Below are 21684 nucleotides of genomic sequence, written 5' to 3' on the forward strand. Positions count from 1 at the left end.
GACAGCCTTCTCTGCGCACAATGACTCTTAGGTTGCCATCATATAAGGGTCGTTATGAAGCAGAGCCATTTTTTTGCCCACCTCTCCCGCCTGAAGCTCATTAACCGCTGGCCGCTGATGCGCAACGTGCGCACCGAAAATGTGTCCGAGCATAGTTTGCAAGTCGCCATGGTCGCTCATGCGCTGGCGGCGATCAAAAACCGTAAATTTGGTGGTCAGCTTAATGCAGAGCGCATTGCCCTGTTGGCAATGTACCATGACGCTTCAGAGGTGCTGACCGGTGATCTCCCTACCCCTGTAAAATACTTCAACTCACAAATCGCCCAGGAATATAAAGCGATAGAGAAAATTGCCCAGCAAAAGCTGGTCGATATGGTGCCCGACGAACTACGAGATATATTTGCTCCGCTGATTGATGAACATGCTTACAGCGAAGAAGAGAAATCTATCGTCAAACAGGCCGATGCGCTGTGCGCTTATCTGAAGTGTCTGGAAGAACTTTCGGCGGGCAATAATGAGTTCTTGTTGGCGAAAACGCGGCTGGAAAAAACGCTGGAGTCGCGGCGCAGCGAAGAGATGGACTATTTTATGGAGGTGTTTGTCCCGAGCTTTCACCTCTCATTAGATGAGATCAGCCAGGATTCACCGCTTTAAACGATGTTGCCGGATGGCGACGTCAACGTCCTATCCGGCACATAAAAATCAAAACGGGAACAGCATCGGGATCATCACCACACACACCACCATCACGATCACCGTAAACGGCACGCCAATTTTCACGAAATCGCTAAAGCTGTAGTTACCCGGCCCCAGCACCAGCGTGTTCACCGGCGAAGAGACCGGTGTCATAAAGGCTGCGGATGCTGCCATTGCAATCACCATTGCAAAAGGATACGGCGAAACCCCCATCGACTTTGCCGCTGCCAGAGCAATTGGCGCCATGAGTACCGCCGTCGCAGTATTTGAGATAAATAACCCGATGCTCGCGCACAGGACGAACAGGCAACCCAACATCATGTACGGGCCATACCCGCCGCCGACGTCCATCAGTCCTTTTACTACCAGATCGACACCGCCGGTTTTTTGTAGCGCCAGTGCAAAGGGCATCATCCCGACGATCAAAATAATGCTCGGCCAGTGAATCGCTTTATAGGCGCTTTCGGCATCGATACAGCGGAATTTCCCCATCAGCAGGCAGGCGATAATTGCGGCAACCGTATTAGGAATTTCATCGGTAAGCATCAGGGCCACCATCAGCACCAGGCAGAAAATGGCATGTGGCGCCTGACTGTGCGCCGGGGAGGCTTCACTGACCTCAGCTGGCATGTTCAACACCACGAAGTCGCGCCCTTTTTGTCCCAGCAGTGTGATGAGCTTCCAGTTACCCACCACCAGAATGATATCCCCCATCAGCAACGGTTCATCCACCACCGCGCCTGCCAGCGCCGTACCATCGCGTTTCAGGCCGACCACATTCAGACCGTAACGCGTACGAAAGGCTATCTCCCGTACCGTTTTGCCAATCAGTTCCGATTCAGGGATCAGTGAGATCTCAGCCATGCCCACATCAAGCGCCTGCTCGGAGAAGTATTCCCCGCGCAGCACCATCGGCTCCAGCAGTTGCTCACTGCAAAATTCTCGCAGATCGACATCCGCTGCAGACATATCAATCAGCAGCACGTCACGGGCGCGAAATTCAGAAACCCCGTTAACATCAACAATCACGCGACGAAAGCGCCGCCAGCGCTCCACGCCAATCACGTTTGCTCCGTAACGCTCACGCAGCTTCAGGTCATCCAGACGCTGGCCAATCATCGGTGAACCAGGACGAATCGCCAGACGGCGGGCACGCCCCGTGAGGCGATACTCTTTGATTAAATCGCGAAAAGTCCGGCGTTTCCAACCGTCTCCCGGCTGCCCGGAGTCTTCACCCTTCAGCATAAAGCGCATCAGCAGCATATAAATTATGCCAAGCACCAGAACCACCAGCCCCAGCGGAGTGACGCTAAAAAAGCTGAAGCCGTTAAGTCCTTCGCGTAACAACTCACTGTTGACGACCAGGTTTGGCGGTGTCGCCACCAGCGTCATCATACCGCTTATCAATCCGGCAAAGCTCAGCGGCATCATCAGACGTGAGGGAGAAATTTGCATGCGCATGGAAACGCTTAAGACAACCGGTATAAAGATAGCAACCACGCCGGTAGAACTCATAAACGCACCGAGCCCGGCCACGGTTATCATCAGCAACACCAGCATTTTGACTTCACTGCTGCCGGCGACCTTCACCAGCCAGGCCCCCATCACCGTCGCCACCCCGGTACGCACCAGACCGTCGCCGATAATAAATAAAGCCGCGATCAAAATAACGTTAGGATCGCTGAACCCGGAAAAAGCTTCTGTGATGCTCAATGTTCCACTCAGAACAAAGGCAATAATGACCAGCAAAGCGATCGCGTCCATACGCACTCTGCCAGTTGCAAACAAGACGACGGCAATCGCCAGCAATGAGAGAACCCATATCAATTCACCGTTCACAACATATCCTTGTTAAATGAGGGGGATGGAGCGATTCTGCCATAAAAAAGCCCCAACAATCTGGGGCTAAATCATGATCAGGTATTTCTTACAACGACCACATTTCCGTTGGGCTGCTTGGTCACAGAAATATGTTCCAGACTGGTCAGCGAAAAATCGACCTCATCCAGACGCGGCGTGTCCGCTGGCGCATTTACCGCTATCACATGGCACCCTGCCGCCAGTCCCGAGAGCACCCCTGCGGGCGCATCCTCGACTACCGCGCATTCCTGTGGCGCCAGGCCCAGTAGCTGAGCGCCTAACAGATAGGCGTCTGGCTCTGGTTTACCTCTTTTTACCCGTTCGGCAGTGACAAACACTTCAGGGGCCGGAAGTCCTGCGACACGATGGCGCGCCCGTGCGACCGGCATTGAACCGGAAGTCACAATCGCCCATGGAATGCCCGCTTTGTTGAGATGGTTGAGCAAGTCAACCGCCCCTGGCAGCGCGGTGATCCCCGCGGTTTCCGTCGCTTCGATCTGCTCCAGGCGGGTGAACTCCGCAGCGATCTCCGCCTCGGACTTGCCCACCATAAAGTGTCGCAGGGAGGTAATGGCCTGCTTACCATGAATAAAGCCGAGCACCTCGGCGTGATCGAGGCCAAAACGATCGGCCCAGTTGCACCACGCGCGCTCTACTGCGGGTAAGGAATCGACCAGCGTTCCATCCAGATCAAACAGAAAACCTTTGCACTGCACGCTCGCCCCCTCAGGCATTAATGATTTGGTTAATTTCATTCGCGCTCAGGTGATACTGGCGCGGGCAAGAGTGCCAGACATTCAGCATACGTTGATATTTTTCCCACATCGGGGTCTGGGCGTTGAAGCCATGCGTACCCGCATCAAAGTGGGTATAACGCCCTTCCACATTGACCATAAACCGTACATACCCGAGGAAACGGGCTTCCGTTGCAGCGTCAAAGCCGAGGAAGGTCACGCGGCGCTCATCAATAGACTGCGCGTCTTTTAGATTAGTCCAGGACACATGTAATGCGTGATACATCTCCATAATATCGATAACCGTACGACAGGTTTCTTCCGTCAGCTCACCAAACTCACGATCCAGCTCGCGCATCTGCAAGCCGTAACCGCGTTCAATAATCGTCTGCAAACGACGATAACGCTCGGCGTTAGTGGGATCGAGCATAGTCATCATTTTGTACTGGTTAGACAAAATCAGACGTTGAGCGTTGGTCATTTCCATTTGGGACTCCTGTATCACTACTACTACGATGAAAAAAAAGAAGGCATCTTGATGCCTTCTTTTATATGCGTAATCAGGGGTCAATTACAAATCATCAAGGAAAGTTTTATCCAGTTGTTTGAAGGCGCGCTTAAGCGTGTCAGCCAGCGCCTGATAATCAGGCTTTCCTTCTACCGGAGCGAGCGCCTGCCCGGCCTCTTGCAATTTACCCCGAACTTCGTAGAACCAGTTGAGTATTGAAGGCGGCAGCGGCGTGACAGAACGCTTACCCAGCCACCACATGCCCTGCATCGGCAGACTGAGCGCAAACAGCGCCGTCGCCACGGCGGGTCCCAACTGCCCGCCTAAAGCAATTTGCCAGCATAAGGTGAAAACAGCGATGGGCGGCATAAAACGGATTGCGTAACGCGTCATACGGATGACGCGGTTCTCAACAAATACGGGCGCGAGGCGCTTTTCCATTGGCCACGTCTTCGCATAGTGCTGCCCCCGGCGAAACAAACTAAAAAAATTGACGGAACGATTATCCGGTGTCGACATGGCGGTTACCTCAACTTCACATATAAAAATTAAAAAATTTGTGCAAAACAACAACTATAAAGGACATCGTTCAAAACATTTTGTCTTTGATACCCACATTCAGGTATCCTGTGCCGGCCTGTAAGGCCTTTAGTCCAAAATCATTGAGTCGTCAAATTGGCATACAGTATGCCACTGGCTGAAAAATACGCAAAATGACATAGACTCAAAGGTATTTATTCCATCGTGCCCAAAAAGACTCTGGCGCATGATGTTAATCATAAACGTCGGTGTCATCATGCGCTACGCTCTATGACTCCCTGACGTTTTTTTAGCCACGTATCATAAATAGGTACTTCCATGTCGAGTAAGTTAGTACTGGTTCTGAACTGCGGTAGCTCCTCACTGAAATTTGCCATCATCGATGCAGTAAACGGTGAAGAATACCTCTCTGGTTTAGCCGAATGTTTCCATCTCCCAGAAGCACGCATCAAGTGGAAAATGGACGGCGGTAAACAAGAAGCGGCTTTAGGTGCAGGCGCCGCTCACAGTGAAGCGCTGAACTTTATCGTTAACACTATTCTGGCACAAAAACCAGAATTGTCTGCGCAATTGACCGCTATCGGTCACCGTATCGTACACGGCGGCGAGAAGTATACCAGCTCTGTGGTTATCGATGATTCCGTTATCCAGGGCATCAAAGATTCTGCCTCTTTCGCACCGCTGCATAACCCGGCTCACCTGATCGGTATCGCAGAAGCGCTGAAATCCTTCCCAAGCCTGAAAGACAAAAACGTCGCTGTGTTCGACACCGCGTTCCATCAGACTATGCCGGAAGAGTCTTACCTCTATGCTCTGCCGTACAGCCTGTACAAAGAACACGGCGTTCGTCGTTACGGCGCGCACGGCACCAGCCACTTCTTTGTTACTCAGGAAGCGGCAAAAATGCTGAACAAACCGGTTGATGAATTGAACATCATCACTTGCCACCTGGGCAACGGCGGTTCTGTATCTGCTATCCGTAACGGTAAATGTGTTGATACCTCCATGGGTCTGACCCCGCTGGAAGGTCTGGTGATGGGTACACGTTCCGGTGACATCGACCCGGCGATCATCTTCCACCTGCACGACACCCTGGGCATGAGCGTTGACCAGATCAACAAAATGCTGACCAAAGAATCCGGTCTGCTGGGTCTGACCGAAGTCACCAGCGACTGCCGTTATGTTGAAGATAACTACACAACCAAAGAAGACGCTAAACGTGCAATGGACGTTTACTGCCACCGTCTGGCGAAGTACATCGGTTCTTACACTGCGCTGATGGATGGTCGTCTGGATGCGGTTGTCTTCACCGGTGGAATTGGTGAGAACGCAGCGATGGTTCGTGAACTGTCTCTGGGCAAACTGGGCGTTCTGGGCTTTGAAGTTGACCACGAGCGTAACCTGGCCGCACGTTTCGGCAAATCTGGTTTCATCAACAAAGAAGGTACCCGTCCTGCGGTGGTTATCCCAACCAACGAAGAACTGGTTATCGCGCAAGACGCGAGCCGTCTGACTGCCTGATTTCACACCGCCAGCCTAGCTGGCGGTGCTGTTTTGTAACCCGCCTGAAATGGGCGGTAACGAAAGAGGATAAACCGTGTCCCGTATTATTATGCTGATCCCTACCGGAACCAGCGTCGGCCTGACCAGCGTCAGCCTCGGCGTGATCCGTGCTATGGAACGCAAAGGCGTTCGTCTGAGCGTCTTTAAACCCATCGCTCAGCCTCGTGCCGGTGGCGATGCGCCAGACCAGACTACCACTATCGTTCGTGCGAACTCTAACCTGCCAGCTGCTGAGCCGCTGAAGATGAGCCACGTTGAATCTCTGCTGTCCAGCAATCAGAAAGATGTGCTGATGGAAGAGATCATCGCGAATTATCACGCGAACACCAAAGATGCTGAAGTTGTACTGGTTGAAGGCCTGGTCCCAACACGTAAGCATCAGTTCGCGCAGTCTCTGAACTACGAAATCGCGAAAACGCTGAATGCGGAAATCGTCTTCGTGATGTCTCAGGGTACCGATACCCCGGAACAGCTGAACGAGCGTATTGAACTGACTCGCAGCAGCTTCGGCGGCGCGAAAAACACCAACATCACTGGCGTTATCGTTAACAAACTGAACGCGCCGGTTGATGACCAGGGCCGTACTCGCCCGGATCTGTCCGAGATTTTCGACGACTCTTCCAAAGCGCAGGTGATCAAAGTTGATCCGGCTAAACTGCAAGAATCCAGCCCGCTGCCGGTTCTGGGCGCGGTGCCATGGAGCTTCGATCTGATCGCTACCCGTGCAATCGATATGGCGCGTCACCTGAACGCTACCATCGTTAACGAAGGCGATATCAACACCCGTCGCGTGAAGTCTGTGACTTTCTGCGCACGTAGCATTCCGCACATGCTGGAGCACTTCCGCGCAGGTTCTCTGCTGGTGACGTCTGCCGACCGTCCTGACGTGCTGGTTGCAGCATGTCTGGCTGCTATGAACGGCGTAGAAATCGGTGCTCTGCTGCTGACTGGCGGCTACGAAATGGACGCGCGCATCAACAAACTGTGCGAACGTGCATTCGCTACCGGCCTGCCGGTATTCATGGTGAACACCAATACCTGGCAGACCTCTCTGAGCCTGCAGAGCTTCAACCTGGAAGTTCCGGTTGACGATCACGAGCGCATCGAAAAAGTTCAGGAATACGTTGCTAACTACATCAACGCTGACTGGATTGAATCTCTGACCGCGACTTCTGAACGCAGCCGTCGTCTGTCTCCACCGGCGTTCCGTTATCAGCTGACCGAGCTGGCGCGTAAAGCGGGCAAACGTGTTGTTCTGCCGGAAGGCGACGAACCGCGTACCGTTAAAGCGGCTGCTATCTGTGCTGAACGCGGTATTGCTACCTGCGTTCTGTTGGGTAACCCGGATGAGATCACCCGCGTTGCGGCCTCTCAGGGCGTTGAGCTGGGCGCTGGCGTAGAAATCGTTGATCCCGATGTGGTTCGCGAAAGCTACGTTGCTCGCCTGGTTGAGCTGCGTAAGAACAAAGGCATGACCGAAACCGTTGCCCGCGAACAGCTGGAAGACAACGTGGTTCTCGGTACCCTGATGCTGGAGCAGGACGACGTTGACGGTCTGGTTTCTGGTGCCGTTCACACTACCGCAAACACCATTCGTCCACCGCTGCAGTTGATCAAAACTGCGCCGGGTAGCTCGCTGGTGTCTTCCGTGTTCTTCATGCTGCTGCCGGAACAGGTTTACGTTTACGGTGACTGCGCGATCAACCCGGATCCGACTGCTGAACAACTGGCAGAAATCGCCATTCAGTCCGCTGAATCCGCCATCGCCTTCGGTATCGAACCGCGCGTTGCGATGCTTTCCTACTCCACCGGTACCTCTGGTGCAGGTAGCGATGTAGAGAAAGTTCGCGAAGCGACTCGTCTGGCGCAGGAAAAACGTCCTGACCTGATGATCGATGGTCCGCTGCAGTACGACGCCGCGGTTATGGCTGACGTAGCGAAATCCAAAGCGCCGAACTCGCCGGTTGCAGGTCGCGCTACCGTGTTCATCTTCCCGGATCTGAACACCGGTAACACCACCTACAAAGCGGTACAGCGTTCTGCCGACCTGATCTCCATCGGGCCAATGCTGCAGGGTATGCGCAAGCCGGTGAACGACCTGTCCCGTGGTGCGCTGGTAGACGATATCGTCTATACCATCGCCCTGACCGCGATCCAGTCATCCCAGCAGCAGAAGTAATTTGCTGCGGTGTGCCGGATCTCTTATCCGGCAACACCTCTGCTTATCAAACCGGAAATAGCTGATATTTCCGGTTTTTTTATATCTGTTCTTTCTTTGGTACATTCTGAAATATTTGCCAGGATGCGCTGCATCAATGAATAACTATTCTTCTGTTTGCATACTTACTCTCTTTTGCATTGCAACAGGGATAGTCTTTCATGTCAGCAGTCACAGAATCACAGCCAGCCAAAAAATGGGCGATGCCCGATACGCTGGTGATTATTTTTTTCGTCGCCATTTTAACCAGCCTGGCGACATGGGTTGTTCCGGTCGGGATGTTCGACAGCCAGGAAGTGCAGTATCAGGTTGATGGGCAAACCAAAACCCGTAAAGTTGTCGACCCCCACTCTTTTCGTATTCTGACCAACGATGCGGGTGAAGAGCAGTATCACCGGGTGCAGTTTTTCACCACCGGAGATGAACGCCCTGGCCTGATGAATTTTCCGTTTGAAGGATTAACCTCCGGCTCTAAATTCGGCACCGCCGTCGGCATTATTATGTTTATGCTGGTGATTGGCGGCGCATTCGGCATCGTTATGCGTACCGGAACCATTGATAACGGTATCCTGGCGCTCATTCGCCATACGCGAGGTAACGAGGTCCTGTTTATCCCGGTGCTGTTTGTTCTCTTCTCATTAGGCGGCGCGGTGTTTGGCATGGGCGAAGAGGCGGTCGCCTTTGCCATTATTATCGCGCCTTTGATGGTACGCTTAGGTTACGACAGTATCACCACCGTTCTGGTCACTTATATCGCCACCCAGATTGGTTTTGCCAGTTCATGGATGAACCCGTTCTGCGTGGTGGTCGCACAGGGTATTGCAGGCGTCCCGGTGCTCTCTGGTTCCGGTCTGCGTATCGTCGTGTGGGTCGTTGCGACCCTGATAGGGCTGACCTTCACCCTGGCCTACGCAGCGCGCATCAAAAAAAATCCGCTTCTCTCCCGGGTACATGAGTCAGACCGTTTTTTTCGCGAGCAGCAGGACGAGGTTGTAGAACGCCGCTTCACGCTGGGCGACTGGTTGGTGCTGCTGGTACTGACGGCGGTGATGATTTGGGTCGTCTGGGGCGTTATCGTCAACGCGTGGTTTATTCCTGAGATCGCCAGCCAGTTCTTCACGATGGGACTGGTGATTGGCATCATCGGCGTCGTGTTCCGTCTCAACGGTATGACGGTCAACGTTATGGCATCTTCATTCACTGAAGGCGCGCGAATGATGATTGCTCCCGCTCTGCTGGTCGGTTTCGCCAAGGGCATATTATTGCTGGTCGGTAACGGAGAGGCGGGCGAAGCCAGCGTATTAAATACCCTGCTGCACAGCATTGCCAACGGTATCAGCGGGCTGGATAACGCTATCGCTGCATGGTTTATGCTGCTGTTCCAGGCGGTATTTAATTTCTTCGTCACGTCCGGTTCTGGCCAGGCTGCATTGACCATGCCGCTATTAGCGCCGCTGGGCGATCTGGTTGGCGTAAACCGTCAGGTCACCGTACTGGCCTTCCAGTTTGGCGACGGATTCAGTCACATTATCTATCCGACGTCGGCATCATTGATGGCAACGTTAGGCGTTTGTCGGGTGGATTTTCGTAACTGGCTGAAAGTAGGCGCCACGCTGTTGGGCCTGCTGTTTATTATGTCCAGCGTGGTGGTGATTGGGGCGCAGATAATGGGTTACCATTAAAAAATAATTGCCCGGCCTACATGATTTCTCGACGCTGTAGGCCGGATGAGCAGACGTTACTCGGCTTCTTCCTGCTTTTCGGCTTTCGCCCCTTCATTCTTGGCGTTGCGGGTCATCCACAGCGCCAGCGCTTTCAGTGAGTCCGGCGTAAATTCGTCGCAGCGTGCGGTGATTTCTTCCGGCGTCAGCCAGCAAACTTCACTGACCTCTTCTTCCTGAAGCGCAAACGGCCCGTGGGAAACGCAGCTAAACAGCCCGCCCCAGACGCGACAGTTCTGGTCTTCAAAATAAAACTGACCGTGCTCGGCAAACGGCACGCCCGCAATCCCCAACTCCTCTTCCGCTTCACGGCGCGCTGAGTCCAGTAGCTGCTCGTCAGCCTGAACAACACCGCCAGCGGTGGCATCCAGCATGCCGGGCAAAAAATCTTTTGTCTCAGTCCTACGCTGAACCAGAATTTTGCCCATACCATCGTGCACCACGATATACGTCGCACGATGGCGTAAGCGCTGCGCCCGCATTTGTTCCCGGCTGGACTGTGCGATGACTTCGTTGTCTTCATTCACAATATCCACCCATTCCGTACTTGCCAAACGACGCTGTTCCACCATCAGGAAACCTTCTTTTTTCTGGCGCTCTTACGGCGCGTTTATGTTTGTGGGGTAAATTACGGATTAATCTCGATCTGCGCAATAACACTTTGATCATTGAGTGCCATTACGCTGAGAACATTATCATCCAGAATCCCGTAGCTTGCCGCAAAGCCTCCTTTCGGGATGCTTACCGAGCCAGGGTTAAAGTGATAGACATCCCCTTGCAACTCGGCAACCGGCAGATGAGTATGGCCATAAACCAGTACATCTCCCGCGCTGAGCGCTGGCATATTTTGCGGGCCAAAAAGATGCCCGTGCGTCAAAAAGAGTCGCTGGTTTTCTGTCAGAATTTGCTGCCACGGCGCGGTTATCGGAAAATGCAGGAGCATCTGATCCACTTCGCTGTCGCAATTGCCACGCACCGCAATAATCCGCGCTGCCAGTTCATTCAACCGCTCTGCAACCTGCGCGGGCGCATAGCCTTCCGGCAACGCATTACGCGGTCCGTGATTTAAAACATCACCCAATATCACCAGCCATTGCGCACCGCTTGTGCTAAACAGTTCGAGTACGCGTTCCGTGGCTGGCAACGAACCATGAATGTCCGATGCGAACATCAGTTTCATCACTCACTCCTCGTTGAAAATTACCTTGTAATGATACTGGATTACGCTCCGATGGTCAGCAGGAACGCTTCGCTGAAAGCGCGATAAAACGCTGAACTGAAGCGCGCTGCCACTGGAAGGTGGCGTATTCCGCAAGCGCTTCTGGCACCTCATCGCCGTTAAGGACCAGACGATTAAGCATTAGCGCTAAATCGCAATCAGCGATACACCATTCGCCAAATAAATTCTGTTTACCATGGCTCAGTAAACTGCTCGCAGTGGCGAACAGTTTTTCCGCACTGGCTTTTCCGGCGTCGCTCAGCGGCGCTTTTTTCACGCCAGCAAAAACCACATCCGTTGAGCGCTCTTCACGAATAGGCATCAGATCGCTGCGGATCCACGCCTGCACCTGGCGAGCCCGCGCGCGCTTTTGCACATCATGTGGGTAGATGCGCTCCCACTGCGGCGGGGCAAAGCTCTCTTCCAGAAACTCAGTAATTGCTGATGATTCGCTCAGCTCGAAATCGTCAATCTCCAGGACCGGCACGCGGCGCGTCAACGCATAACCTTGCCATGAAGGTTGCAAGTGTTCACCGCTGTTGAGATCAACAGTTTTCAGCGTAAAAGGTAGCCCTTTCTCTTGCAGAGCGACATAAACAGACAGCACGTAAGGGGAGAAAAAATTGGCATCTGACCACAGCGTAATTGCAGGTTTGCTCATAACGTCCTCTGAAGTGTATTGGCTTGCCTTCAAAATATAGAGTCTTTCTCTCGCTGTCACTTGATGAAAACTCACGCACGCCAACAGGCTCTATACTTGTAATGACCCGGTTCATGACAAAACGGACGCTGAAAATGATCGATCTCTATTACACGCCATCGCCAAACGGTCACAAAATCACGCTGTTTCTTGAAGAAGCGCAGCTGCAATACCGTCTGATTCATGTCGATATCAGCAAAGGTAGCCAGTTTCGTCCTGATTTTCTGCAGATCTCGCCGAACAATAAAATCCCGGCCATTATCGACAATGCGCCGCAGGATGGTGGAAGCCCGATCAGCCTGTTTGAGTCCGGAGAAATTTTACTCTATCTGGCGGAAAAGAGCGGCAAGCTGCTGAGCGGTGAGTTGCGTGAGCGCCACACCACGCTGCAATGGCTGTTCTGGCAGGTCAGCGGCCTGGGCCCCATGCTCGGTCAGAATCACCATTTCAGTCATTACGCCCCGCAGACTATTCCCTACGCCATTGAAAGATACCAGGTTGAAACCCAGCGCCTGTACAACGTAATGAATAAACGTCTGGAAACCTCCCCCTGGCTGGGGGGCGATCACTACAGCATTGCGGACATAGCCTGCTGGCCATGGATTCATGCCCACCAGCGTCAGCGTATCGACCTCGACAATTACCCGGCGGTTAATAACTGGCATGAACGCATCCGTACGCGTCCCGCCACAGAACGCGCCATGCTGCAAGCGCAGAGTGAGAAGCGGTAACATGGTTCGATTCTCGTGTATCATGAATAGGTTCATACATGGAGGAAACCTGCAATGTCACAACCTGACGCGATTATTCGTATAAAAAACCTTCGTCTGCGCACCTTTATCGGCATCAAAGAAGAGGAGATCCTTAACCGCCAGGATATCGTCATCAACATTGCCATTCATTATCCGGCAGACAAAGCCCGTATCAGCGAAGATATCAACGACGCGCTGAATTATCGCACTATCACCAAAAGCATCATTGCGCACGTGGAGAGTAACCGCTTCTCACTATTAGAAAAATTAACTCAAGATGTGCTCGATATCGCACGCGAACATCACTGGGTCACTTATGCTGAAGTGGAGATCGATAAACTTCACGCATTGCGTTACGCCGACTCAGTATCCATGACGCTGAGCTGGCAGCGCTAAACGTAACCCGGGAGGCGACATGCAGATTCTGATTACCGGCGGTACTGGCCTGATTGGACGTCATCTGATCCCCCGCCTGCTCGAACTGGGGCATCAGATAACCGTAGTGACACGTACCCCTGATAAGGCGCGTCAGATTCTCGACTCTCGGGTCACGTTATGGAAGGGGCTGGCAGAGCAGCAAAATCTCGATGACATTGATGCCGTGATTAACCTTGCCGGAGAGCCTATTGCAGATAAGCGCTGGAGCGCTGAGCAAAAAGAGTGCCTGTGCCAGAGTCGTTGGGGCATCACGCAGAAACTGGTCGATTTAATCAACGCCAGCGAGACGCCGCCCGCGGTGTTAATATCCGGTTCCGCTACCGGTTACTACGGCGATCTGGGCGAAGTTGTCGTCACGGAAGAAGAGCCGCCGCATAACGAATTTACCCACAAGCTGTGCGCCCGCTGGGAGCAAATTGCCAGCACCGCGCAAAGTGACAAAACCCGCGTGTGTATGTTGCGTACCGGTGTGGTATTGGCCTCTGCTGGCGGGATTCTGGGGAAAATGGTCCCGCCATTCCGTCTTGGTTTAGGCGGCCCGATTGGTAACGGACGCCAGTATCTGGCCTGGATCCATATTGATGATATGGTCAACGGTATTATCTGGCTGCTGGATAACGATCTGCGTGGCCCCTTCAATATGGTTTCACCGTACCCGGTACACAATGAGCAGTTTGCCCACGCACTGGGTCATGCATTAAACCGCCCAGCCATTCTGCGCGTTCCCGCTGGCGTAATACGTCTACTGATGGGCGAGTCTTCCGTGCTGGTTCTCGGCGGACAGCGGGCGTTACCCAAACGCCTGGAAGCGTCCGGTTTCGCGTTTCGCTGGTACGATTTAGAAGAGGCGCTAGCGGATGTTATCCGATAGTTGCTAAGCGCTATTCACATTCGCCGTTGCGATGGTAAGGTTATAGATCTGACTTCCGCAATGGCGACATTATGGCAAAAATATCGACTCCCCGTCTTACCCTCTCTTTGTTTCAATTTTCTGACTGGTCATTTTTCCAGAGACTGCGTGAAAGCCCTGAAGTCATGCGCTATATGGGCGACATCGCCCCAGCAAAGGATACGCGTCTGTTATTCGCCAGACGCCTTGCCGCACAGCACACATTTGTTATTCGCGAGCATAACAACCCGACGCCGCTCGGCGATATTGGTCTGCAAATCAGTCATCTTTATCCGCATGAGGCCGACCTCGGTTACGCCCTCATGCCGCATGCGCAGGGGAAAGGTATTGCCAGCGAAGCCGTGCGCGCGGTGTGTCAGTATGCCCTGGAGCAGGCTGGCGTCACGGCGATAAATGCTTACGTGCTGGCAGAGAATAAGGGGTCGATACGTGTTCTGGAAAAGACGGGCTTTGTACGAACGCAGGTGCTGGAAAAAGCGTATGAAATTAATGGGGTAGCGCACGACGACTGGGTTTATCGCCTGGAGTGCGATGCGTTAAAGCGGTAGGCCCGGAAAGCATAGCGCCTCCGGGCAACTGAATTACTTCAGCGATCCTTTGAGGAACTGCTGCAAGCGTGGGCTTTGCGGGTTGCCGAATACCTGCTCCGGGTCGCCCTCTTCTTCAATTTTCCCCTGATGCAGAAAGATCACATGCGTGGAGACATTTCGGGCAAACCCCATTTCATGGGTCACGACCACCATGGTTTTCCCCTCTTCGGCCAGTTGCTGCATAATGCGCAGCACTTCGCCGACCAGCTCTGGGTCAAGCGCCGAGGTGGGTTCATCAAACAGCAACACCTCCGGTTCCATCGCCAGCGCTCGCGCAATAGAAACGCGCTGCTGCTGACCACCAGACAAATGCACCGGATATTTACCCTGCGCTCGCTCATCAATGCCCACTTTAGCCAGATACTTCACCGCGCGTGCGCGGGCTTCCTGCTTGCTCAATCCCAATACCTGAATCGGCGCTTCCATGACGTTTTCCAGCACCGTCATGTGGCTCCACAGATTAAAGTGCTGAAAGACCATGGTTAGTCTTGTGCGCAGCAAACGCAGTTGATTTTTGTCCGCAACCTTGAGCTGGCCGTCTTTGTCACGCACCAGTCCAATGTTCTGCCCACTGACGACAATAGAACCAGCGCTCGGTTTTTCAAGAAAGTTAATGCAGCGCAGAAAGGTACTTTTACCGGAACCTGACGAACCGATAATACTGATAACATCACCCGCATTAGCTTGCAGCGATACCCCTTTCAGCACTTCATGTTCGCCGTAGTGCTTATGTAAATCGATAACGTTTAATTTATTCTCAGACATCGTGTTACTCGAATTATTTAGAGGATACATGCTGCAACCAGCGTTTTTCCGCTTTACGGAACAGACTGATCAGGACATACGAAATAATCAAATACAGCACCGCGGCAATACCGAAAGCGGTAAACGGTTGATACGTTGCCGAGTTGATATCGCGGGCGATTTTCAACAAATCAGGCACCGTGGCGGTAAACGCCAGCGCCGTGGAGTGCAGCATTAAAATCACTTCATTGCTGTATGCCGGCAGCGCAATACGCAGCGCGGAAGGCAAAATTATGCAGCGATACAGTTTGAATGACGAGAAACCGTAAGCGCGCGCGGCTTCAATCTCACCGTGTGGCACAGAACGAATCGCCCCGGCGAAAATCTCCGTCGTATAGGCGCAGGTATTCAGCGTCAACGCCAGTACGGTGCAATTCAATCCACTGCGGAAAAACGCGTTGAGGAAGTCCGTTCCTTTGACTATCTCCAGCGTATACATCCCGGAATAAAACACCAGCAGCTGTACATACAGCGGCGTGCCACGAAAAACATAGGTAAATAACCAGATCGGGAACTGGATAAATTTATTGCTGGAAACGCGACCAATCGCCAAAAACAGCGCCAGTATGCCGCCCATCACCACCGACGAGATCAACAACCACAAAGTAATTGCCACACCGGTAAAGCGGTAACCGTCCGTCCACAGCAGGGATTTCCAGTACTCCTGAATTATCTCAATCACAGGTCAGCCCTCTTCACACCCACGGAGTAACGGCGCTCAAGGTACAGCAGCACACCATTAGAAACTGTGGTAAACACCAGATAGATGACCCCGCACACCACGGCAAAATAGAACGGCTCCCAGGTGCTCTTCCCGGCAAGCTGAGTGGCTTTCACCACATCTTCCAGACCGAGCAGCGATACCAACGCCGTGGCTTTGAGAATAACCTGCCAGTTATTACCAATTCCCGGTAAGGCATAGCGCATCATCGCCGGGAACATAATGCGGCGAAATATTTGTGAACTGGTAAAGCCGAATGCCGTCGCGGCTTCAATATGGCCTTTGGGCACAGCCATAAACGCGCCGCGGAACGTTTCGGTAAAGTAAGCCCCGTAGATAAATCCGAGCGTGATTATCCCTGCTACCATCGGATCGATATCAATCTGGCTGACCCCCATTGCATCGGTAATGGTATTCAGCGCGATTTGTAATCCATAGAAGATGAGCAACATTAAGACCAGATCGGGCACGCCGCGGATAAGCGTGGTGTACGCTTCGAAAATAAGCCCCAACGCCCGGCTTTGCGACAGTTTTGCTGCCGCGCCGACAAGGCCTATCAGAACCGCCAGCACCACTGAGCTGAGAGCCAGCTCAAGCGTAACAATTGCGCCCTGTAAAATAACACCTGAAAAGCCATACAACATGCTGCCTGTCCTGTCGTGTGTGGTGGAGTAATAAGCCTCTTTTGATTTCAGACTCACCGTTAAATGCCGGATGGCGGCGTTGCCTTATCCGGCCTACAAAATCAACGTAGGCCGGATGAGCACAGCGCCATCAGACATAAATTCAACGCGTCAAAAATCTACGGGCTTTATCAGCACCTGCGGTGATTAACCGCCATAAACATCAAAATCGAAGTACTTTTTAGCCAGCTTCTCGTAAGTGCCGTCAGCGCGCATCTCCGCAAAGGCTTTATTCAGTGCTTCGCGCAGCTCGTTATCATCTTTACGCAGCCCCATACCGGTACCCACGCCAAACAATTTCTCGTCTTTCACAGACGGGCCGCCGAATTTGTAATCTTTACCAACTGGCTGTTTCAGGAAGCCTTCGCTGGCAGCGACTTCATCCTGGAATGCGGCGTCAATACGCCCGGCAGTCAGGTCAGAATAGATGTTGTCTTGTCCCTGATAGGAGACAATTTCAATACCTTTTGGCGCCCAGTGTTCGTTGCCGAACGTTTCCTGAGTGGTGCCCTGCAGCACGCCGACACGTTTGCCTTTCAGCGACTCAATGGTCGGCTGAATAGCAGAATCCTTAGCGACAACCAGACGCGAGTCGGCTGCATAAAGTTTGTCGGTAAACGCGATTTCTTGCTGACGTTTTTCAGTAATGGAAAGCGAAGACATAATCGCATCGATTTTCTTCGCTTTTAGCGAAGGGATCAGCGCGTCCAGCGGGTTTTCCACGAAGGTACATTGTGTATTAATACGTTTGCATAGCTCTTTAGCCAGATCGATATCAAAACCGACTAATTCACCCTGCGCATTTTTCGATTCGAACGGCGCATAAGTAGGATCGGTGCCGATACGAATTTTTTGCGGAATGGCTGCAAATGCTGCGGTAGCACTGGAGAAAGCCAGGACCAGAGAAAGAGACAACACCAGTTTTTTCATAACTATCCTCAACAGACTGTCTTTTATAGGGGATCTTTACAGGACCAGGTGCAGTTATCGTGCCATTAATCAGGCCGACAAGGCAAAGCATTCTACCTTGTCGGCGGTATTTATTTGCATGAAAAGCGCTTAAGTATGCACTCATGCTTATTAAGTCAGCGATAAAGGCACCAAAACAGTGCACTGAATTTATGATGCACCATAATGGTTACCCGCCATGGTGCAGCCAACTCCCCACGTCGATGAATTAATCGCCGTAGACATTAAAGTTAAAATACTTACTCGCCATCTTGTCGTAGGTGCCGTCTTTGCGCAGTTCGCCCAGCGCTTTATCGAAAGCCGCTTTCAGCTCCGCATCATCTTTGCGCAAGCCAATCCCGGTTCCGTCGCCAAAGTATTTTTTATCTTTAACTGAAGGACCGGCAAAAGCGTAGTCTTTGCCTGCCGGCTGTTTAAGGAAACCTTCACTGGCCGCGACTTCATCCTGCAATGCCGCATCCAGACGGCCCGCCGTCAGGTCAGAATAGATCAGGTCCTGGTTCGCATAGGCCACCACATCCACGCCTTTGCTGCGCCAGTTATCATTGGCATAGGCTTCCTGAGTTGAGCCTTGTAGTACGCCTACATGTTTACCTTTGAGGGAGTCCAGAGTCGGTTGAATCGGAGAACCTTTCGCAGCGATCAAACGAGAATCTGCGGCGTAAAGTTTGTCTGAGAAGGCAATCTCTTGCTGACGCTTCTCGGTGATAGAAAGCGAGGAGATGATGGCATCAATTTTTTTCGCTTTCAGCGACGGGATCAGCGCATCAAAATCGCTTGCAACCCAGGTGCATTTGATCTGCATGCGTTTACACATCTCATTTCCTAAATCGATATCAAAGCCGACAAAGTCGCCCTTGGCATCTTTAGAGGAAAAAGGCGCGTAGGTGGTATCTGTACCAATACGAACTGTCTGCGGAAGTGCTGCGTAACTGGCCGCGGTTGCGGAAAGTCCTACCAGCAAAGACAAAGCAAGAACCGTCTTCTTCATACATAACCCTCAAGTGGCGTAATTTTATTATGTTTTACGTTGTGTTGTGTTTGCAGACTTTTTCATGCAGGTCTTATGCCATTTTCGCGTCGTTGAGGATATTCGACGTTAAATATGTTAATAAAACGTTGCAATATTGTCCTGATTTTGAAGATAGCAGGTCTGACGGTTGAAACGCAGCGTTTCGTTGAGTTTTGACGAATTAAATGTTGAGGATATGATCGCGGTTACAAAATTGCCCTGAAACAGGGCAACGGATGTTTCTTTGCACGCTAATGGAACGGCTTACGCCCCTTGCCAGCGGGTGAAGAGGTCCTGAGGAAGGGAAATATCAAACTGGTCAAGGACACGATTAACCGTTTGATTAATCACATCATCTAACGTTTGCGGGCGATGATAAAACGCCGGGACAGGCGGCATAATCACCGCTCCAATTTCTGCCGCCTGCGTCATCAGCCGCAAATGCCCCAGATGCAATGGCGTTTCGCGCACGCACAGCACCAGCGGGCGACGTTCTTTCAATACCACGTCAGCCGCACGGGTGAGCAGCCCATCGGTATAGCTATGCACGATGCCAGAAAGGGTTTTAATTGAACAGGGCAGGATAACCATCCCGGCGGTCTGAAAAGAGCCAGACGAAATGCTGGCGGCGATATCGCGCGTATCGTGAGTCACATTCGCCAGAGCCTGCACGTCGCGCACAGAGAGATCCGTTTCCAGCGCCAGCGTCTGCCGGGCAGCGGCGCTCATCACCAGATGGGTTTCCACATCAGTAACGTCACGCAAAACCTGCAGCAGGCGCACGCCGTAAATCGCTCCACTTGCGCCAGAAATACCAATGATGAGTCGTTTCATGTTTAATCGCCCTTGCTTGCTTCAGGGCCGACTTTGCAGGAATTTACGGGGAGTTGCAAGCAAGGGTGCGGGTTGCGCCCTTGCTTGCGAGCAAACATTAACCTTCGTTGTGCATCTCAAGGTTTTCCGCTTCATTCTGACGCAATATCGCTTTGGCATCGTCATTACGCAGGGAGTCAAGGAAATCGAGATACTGCTGGTCAACGTCTTTGGTGACATAGACGCCATTAAACACTGAACATTCAAACTGCTGAATATCCGGGTTCTCAGCGCGGACCGCTTCAATCAGATCGTTGAGATCCTGGAAGATAAGCCCGTCTGCGCCGATTATCTGGCGGATCTCGTCCACTTCGCGACCGTGGGCAATCAGCTCCGTCGCCGTCGGCATATCGATACCATAAACGTTCGGGAAGCGGATTTCCGGTGCGGCAGAGGCCAGATACACTTTCTTCGCTCCGGCTTCACGCGCCATCTCGATAATCTGTTCTGAGGTGGTGCCACGTACAATAGAGTCATCCACCAGCAGCACGTTCTTATCACGGAACTCCGCACGGTTGGCGTTCAGTTTACGGCGCACGGATTTACGACGCAGCTGCTGGCCCGGCATAATAAAGGTACGCCCTACGTAGCGGTTTTTCACAAACCCCTGACGATACGGCTTGCCGAGAATACGGGCGATTTCCAGCGCGATATCGCATGAGGTTTCCGGAATCGGGATCACCACGTCGATATCCAGATCTTCCCACTCGCGGGCAATTTTTTCGCCGAGCTTAGTTCCCATATTCACACGGGCGCTGTAGACGGAAATCTTGTCGATAAAGGAGTCAGGACGCGCAAAGTAAACGTATTCGAACAGGCACGGATTGCTGACCGGGTTATCGGCGCACTGGCGGGTAAACAGCTGGCCTTTTTCGGTGATGTACACCGCTTCGCCAGGTGCTACGTCGCGCAGGAATTCAAAGCCCAGCGTATCCAGCGCCACGCTCTCGGAAGCCACCATATACTCGGTGCGACCATCGCCGATATCACGTTTCCCCAGCACCAGCGGACGAATGCCGTTGGGATCGCGGAAGGCGACCATGCCGTGACCGATAATCATCGCCACGCAGGCATAGGCCCCGCGGATCTGGCGGTTAGTTGCCGCAATAGCAGCAAAAATATTGTCTGCCTCCAGCGGGTAATGGCGGAAGTTATCCAGCTCGCTGGCGAAAATATTCAGCAGGATTTCAGAATCGGAAGTGGTGTTGATGTGACGGCGCTTTTCTTCAAACAGCTTTTTCCGCAGCTCATGCGCGTTAGTCAGATTGCCATTGTGGGCAAGCGTGATGCCATACGGTGAGTTGACGTAAAAAGGTTGAGCTTCGGAGGCGCTGGAGCTGCCAGCCGTTGGGTAACGCACATGACCGATGCCCATATTGCCCTGCAAACGCTGCATATGGCGCGCTTCAAAAATATCGCTCACCATTCCGTTTGCTTTACGCAAGCGGAAGCAGTTGTTGGCATCAATAGTGATGATGCCCGCAGCATCCTGACCACGATGCTGGAGCACCGTTAACGCGTCATAAATCGACTGGTTTACCGGCATAACACCGGCGATACCGACAATACCGCACATACGTCTTTTCCTCGTTCAGCAACGACCCAAAGTTTATACTTTGGGCAAGAAACTTGACGAGCTTTGCAGATAGTCAAAGAACCATCTGATGATGAAACTGAACTGCGGGATCAGCTGCGACTTACTCCAGTCTTCACTTTTCGACAGACCGGTAAACGTATCGAGAAAGAACAGTATGGCGGCGACGATCAGCGCTCCTCGCAGAGCACCGAAGCAAATCCCCAACACCCTGTCGGTACCCGACAGACCTGTTTTCTCTACCAGTTGGCCTATCACAAAGTTAACGATAGCGCCGACGATAAGTGTCGCGATAAACAGTATCGCGATAGCAATCCCATTTCGAACCAGTTCGTCTTCAAAGCCCGTAAACCAGACAGACAGGTAAGTGTAGTAATGGCTGGCGACAAAGAAAGCACAACCCCAAGTCACCAACGATAATGCTTCACGAACAAAGCCACGGATCAGGCTAACCAGACAGGAAAAACCAATCACCGCGATAATGGCGTAATCAATCCAGACCATAAGTGTCCCACGATTTTACGCCCTGTCGTCCTGTTCGGGGCGCATTCTAACAGAAAAAGAAAACGTTTGCGTAGG

The 21684-nt window shown here is 52.4% G+C and carries 23 protein-coding genes; 8 read left to right on the forward strand and 15 right to left on the reverse strand.

From position 1 onward, the window contains the following. Positions 1–54: 54 nt before the first annotated feature. Positions 55–654, forward strand: a complete 600-nt coding sequence (yfbR, locus tag FOB24_RS17555; RefSeq protein WP_042307093.1) for a 5'-deoxynucleotidase — start codon at positions 55–57, stop codon at positions 652–654. A gap of 48 nt (positions 655–702) precedes the next feature. On the opposite strand, the gene FOB24_RS17560 is transcribed toward yfbR, so the two are convergent. From FOB24_RS17560 to yfbV, 4 genes are all read right to left on the reverse strand, one after another. After that, the gene (locus FOB24_RS17560) at positions 703–2535 is read right to left on the reverse strand and encodes an SLC13 family permease (protein ID WP_150345246.1); all 1833 of its coding nucleotides are present in this window, start codon (positions 2533–2535) and stop codon (positions 703–705) included. Positions 2536–2612: 77 nt separating this feature from the next. Beyond that, positions 2613–3290, reverse strand: coding sequence for a sugar phosphatase (locus tag FOB24_RS17565; RefSeq protein ID WP_087051296.1), 678 nt, complete (start codon positions 3288–3290; stop codon positions 2613–2615). Then, positions 3283–3777 carry a YfbU family protein gene (locus FOB24_RS17570; RefSeq protein ID WP_038642310.1) on the reverse strand — a complete coding sequence of 165 codons (495 nt, stop codon included), beginning with the start codon at positions 3775–3777 and terminating at the stop codon, positions 3283–3285. Before FOB24_RS17570 ends, FOB24_RS17565 begins: the two co-directional genes overlap by 8 nt. Positions 3778–3861: 84 nt before the next feature. Then, positions 3862–4317, reverse strand: a complete 456-nt coding sequence (yfbV, locus tag FOB24_RS17575; protein WP_038642312.1) for a terminus macrodomain insulation protein YfbV — start codon at positions 4315–4317, stop codon at positions 3862–3864. A gap of 339 nt (positions 4318–4656) precedes the next feature. Between yfbV and ackA the strand changes: the two genes are divergently transcribed. The 3 genes from ackA (at position 4657) to yfcC (ending at position 9801) form a co-directional block, all read left to right on the forward strand. Next, positions 4657–5859, forward strand: coding sequence for an acetate kinase (gene ackA, locus FOB24_RS17580; protein WP_006683648.1), 1203 nt, complete (start codon positions 4657–4659; stop codon positions 5857–5859). A 76-nt stretch (positions 5860–5935) separates the two neighbouring features. Continuing rightward, positions 5936–8080, forward strand: a complete 2145-nt coding sequence (gene pta / locus FOB24_RS17585; RefSeq protein WP_038642314.1) for a phosphate acetyltransferase — start codon at positions 5936–5938, stop codon at positions 8078–8080. A 200-nt stretch (positions 8081–8280) separates the two neighbouring features. Continuing rightward, positions 8281–9801, forward strand: coding sequence for a putative basic amino acid antiporter YfcC (gene yfcC / locus FOB24_RS17590; protein WP_087857358.1), 1521 nt, complete (start codon positions 8281–8283; stop codon positions 9799–9801). 56 nt (positions 9802–9857) lie between these two features. On the opposite strand, the gene yfcD is transcribed toward yfcC, so the two are convergent. Genes yfcD through yfcF form a run of 3 tightly spaced genes read right to left on the reverse strand, consistent with a single transcriptional unit; the run spans position 9858 to position 11720 of the window. Then, positions 9858–10412 carry an NUDIX hydrolase YfcD gene (gene yfcD, locus FOB24_RS17595; RefSeq protein ID WP_006683645.1) on the reverse strand — a complete coding sequence of 185 codons (555 nt, stop codon included), beginning with the start codon at positions 10410–10412 and terminating at the stop codon, positions 9858–9860. A 56-nt stretch (positions 10413–10468) separates the two neighbouring features. Continuing rightward, on the reverse strand, positions 10469–11020 hold the full coding sequence (gene yfcE, locus FOB24_RS17600) for a phosphodiesterase (RefSeq protein ID WP_085047812.1): 552 nt from the start codon (positions 11018–11020) through the stop codon (positions 10469–10471). 55 nt (positions 11021–11075) lie between these two features. Continuing rightward, positions 11076–11720, reverse strand: coding sequence for a glutathione transferase (gene yfcF / locus FOB24_RS17605; protein ID WP_085047811.1), 645 nt, complete (start codon positions 11718–11720; stop codon positions 11076–11078). A 134-nt stretch (positions 11721–11854) separates the two neighbouring features. On the opposite strand from yfcF, the gene yfcG reads away from it, so the two are divergent. From yfcG to FOB24_RS17625, 4 genes are all read left to right on the forward strand, one after another. Further along, positions 11855–12490, forward strand: coding sequence for a GSH-dependent disulfide bond oxidoreductase (gene yfcG, locus FOB24_RS17610; protein ID WP_038643278.1), 636 nt, complete (start codon positions 11855–11857; stop codon positions 12488–12490). A gap of 54 nt (positions 12491–12544) precedes the next feature. Continuing rightward, positions 12545–12907, forward strand: a complete 363-nt coding sequence (gene folX / locus FOB24_RS17615; RefSeq protein WP_038642324.1) for a dihydroneopterin triphosphate 2'-epimerase — start codon at positions 12545–12547, stop codon at positions 12905–12907. A 19-nt stretch (positions 12908–12926) separates the two neighbouring features. After that, on the forward strand, positions 12927–13820 hold the full coding sequence (locus FOB24_RS17620; protein ID WP_150345247.1) for a TIGR01777 family oxidoreductase: 894 nt from the start codon (positions 12927–12929) through the stop codon (positions 13818–13820). A 71-nt stretch (positions 13821–13891) separates the two neighbouring features. After that, positions 13892–14407, forward strand: a complete 516-nt coding sequence (locus FOB24_RS17625) for a GNAT family N-acetyltransferase (RefSeq protein WP_074458484.1) — start codon at positions 13892–13894, stop codon at positions 14405–14407. 33 nt (positions 14408–14440) lie between these two features. Here FOB24_RS17625 and hisP read toward each other — a convergent pair whose 3' ends face one another. The 8 genes from hisP to cvpA form a co-directional block, all read right to left on the reverse strand. Next, the gene (gene hisP, locus FOB24_RS17630; RefSeq protein WP_038642330.1) at positions 14441–15214 is read right to left on the reverse strand and encodes a histidine ABC transporter ATP-binding protein HisP; all 774 of its coding nucleotides are present in this window, start codon (positions 15212–15214) and stop codon (positions 14441–14443) included. Between the two features lie 13 nt (positions 15215–15227). Continuing rightward, the gene (hisM, locus tag FOB24_RS17635) at positions 15228–15935 is read right to left on the reverse strand and encodes a histidine ABC transporter permease HisM (RefSeq protein WP_038642332.1); all 708 of its coding nucleotides are present in this window, start codon (positions 15933–15935) and stop codon (positions 15228–15230) included. Further along, complete coding sequence (locus FOB24_RS17640; protein WP_038642334.1) at positions 15932–16618, reverse strand: histidine ABC transporter permease HisQ; 687 nt, start codon at positions 16616–16618, stop codon at positions 15932–15934. Before FOB24_RS17640 ends, hisM begins: the two co-directional genes overlap by 4 nt. Before the next feature lie 186 nt (positions 16619–16804). Continuing rightward, the gene (gene hisJ, locus FOB24_RS17645) at positions 16805–17587 is read right to left on the reverse strand and encodes a histidine ABC transporter substrate-binding protein HisJ (RefSeq protein WP_003028120.1); all 783 of its coding nucleotides are present in this window, start codon (positions 17585–17587) and stop codon (positions 16805–16807) included. A gap of 247 nt (positions 17588–17834) precedes the next feature. Then, complete coding sequence (gene argT, locus FOB24_RS17650) at positions 17835–18617, reverse strand: lysine/arginine/ornithine ABC transporter substrate-binding protein ArgT (protein WP_006683634.1); 783 nt, start codon at positions 18615–18617, stop codon at positions 17835–17837. A gap of 285 nt (positions 18618–18902) precedes the next feature. After that, a complete protein-coding gene (locus tag FOB24_RS17655; RefSeq protein WP_038642336.1) occupies positions 18903–19472 on the reverse strand; it encodes a UbiX family flavin prenyltransferase in 570 nt (189 codons plus the stop codon). Between the two features lie 97 nt (positions 19473–19569). Continuing rightward, positions 19570–21087 (reverse strand): amidophosphoribosyltransferase, encoded by a 1518-nt coding sequence (gene purF / locus FOB24_RS17660; RefSeq protein ID WP_005129677.1) that lies wholly within the window; start codon positions 21085–21087, stop codon positions 19570–19572. A 33-nt stretch (positions 21088–21120) separates the two neighbouring features. Continuing rightward, positions 21121–21609 carry a colicin V production protein gene (gene cvpA / locus FOB24_RS17665; RefSeq protein WP_005129678.1) on the reverse strand — a complete coding sequence of 163 codons (489 nt, stop codon included), beginning with the start codon at positions 21607–21609 and terminating at the stop codon, positions 21121–21123. Positions 21610–21684: the final 75 nt, after the last annotated feature.

Origin of the sequence: Citrobacter werkmanii (genome assembly GCF_008693645.1) — a bacterium.
GTDB lineage: Bacteria > Pseudomonadota > Gammaproteobacteria > Enterobacterales > Enterobacteriaceae > Citrobacter > Citrobacter werkmanii.

What these genes read in the sequence shown, in the direction of transcription:
- yfcC (WP_087857358.1), top strand. Translation starts at nt 8,281, where the DNA reads ATGTCAGCAGTCACAGAATCACAGCCAGCCAAAAAATGGGCGATGCCC.
- ackA (WP_006683648.1), top strand. Translation starts at nt 4,657, where the DNA reads ATGTCGAGTAAGTTAGTACTGGTTCTGAACTGCGGTAGCTCCTCACTG.
- purF (WP_005129677.1), bottom strand. Translation starts at nt 21,087, where the DNA reads ATGTGCGGTATTGTCGGTATCGCCGGTGTTATGCCGGTAAACCAGTCG.
- yfcG (WP_038643278.1), top strand. Translation starts at nt 11,855, where the DNA reads ATGATCGATCTCTATTACACGCCATCGCCAAACGGTCACAAAATCACG.
- yfcD (WP_006683645.1), bottom strand. Translation starts at nt 10,412, where the DNA reads ATGGTGGAACAGCGTCGTTTGGCAAGTACGGAATGGGTGGATATTGTG.
- yfcE (WP_085047812.1), bottom strand. Translation starts at nt 11,020, where the DNA reads ATGAAACTGATGTTCGCATCGGACATTCATGGTTCGTTGCCAGCCACG.
- FOB24_RS17655 (WP_038642336.1), bottom strand. Translation starts at nt 19,472, where the DNA reads ATGAAACGACTCATCATTGGTATTTCTGGCGCAAGTGGAGCGATTTAC.
- folX (WP_038642324.1), top strand. Translation starts at nt 12,545, where the DNA reads ATGTCACAACCTGACGCGATTATTCGTATAAAAAACCTTCGTCTGCGC.
- hisP (WP_038642330.1), bottom strand. Translation starts at nt 15,214, where the DNA reads ATGTCTGAGAATAAATTAAACGTTATCGATTTACATAAGCACTACGGC.
- yfbR (WP_042307093.1), top strand. Translation starts at nt 55, where the DNA reads ATGAAGCAGAGCCATTTTTTTGCCCACCTCTCCCGCCTGAAGCTCATT.
- FOB24_RS17640 (WP_038642334.1), bottom strand. Translation starts at nt 16,618, where the DNA reads ATGTTGTATGGCTTTTCAGGTGTTATTTTACAGGGCGCAATTGTTACG.
- FOB24_RS17570 (WP_038642310.1), bottom strand. Translation starts at nt 3,777, where the DNA reads ATGGAAATGACCAACGCTCAACGTCTGATTTTGTCTAACCAGTACAAA.
- argT (WP_006683634.1), bottom strand. Translation starts at nt 18,617, where the DNA reads ATGAAGAAGACGGTTCTTGCTTTGTCTTTGCTGGTAGGACTTTCCGCA.
- FOB24_RS17625 (WP_074458484.1), top strand. Translation starts at nt 13,892, where the DNA reads ATGGCAAAAATATCGACTCCCCGTCTTACCCTCTCTTTGTTTCAATTT.
- FOB24_RS17620 (WP_150345247.1), top strand. Translation starts at nt 12,927, where the DNA reads ATGCAGATTCTGATTACCGGCGGTACTGGCCTGATTGGACGTCATCTG.
- yfcF (WP_085047811.1), bottom strand. Translation starts at nt 11,720, where the DNA reads ATGAGCAAACCTGCAATTACGCTGTGGTCAGATGCCAATTTTTTCTCC.
- hisJ (WP_003028120.1), bottom strand. Translation starts at nt 17,587, where the DNA reads ATGAAAAAACTGGTGTTGTCTCTTTCTCTGGTCCTGGCTTTCTCCAGT.
- FOB24_RS17565 (WP_087051296.1), bottom strand. Translation starts at nt 3,290, where the DNA reads ATGCCTGAGGGGGCGAGCGTGCAGTGCAAAGGTTTTCTGTTTGATCTG.
- cvpA (WP_005129678.1), bottom strand. Translation starts at nt 21,609, where the DNA reads ATGGTCTGGATTGATTACGCCATTATCGCGGTGATTGGTTTTTCCTGT.
- yfbV (WP_038642312.1), bottom strand. Translation starts at nt 4,317, where the DNA reads ATGTCGACACCGGATAATCGTTCCGTCAATTTTTTTAGTTTGTTTCGC.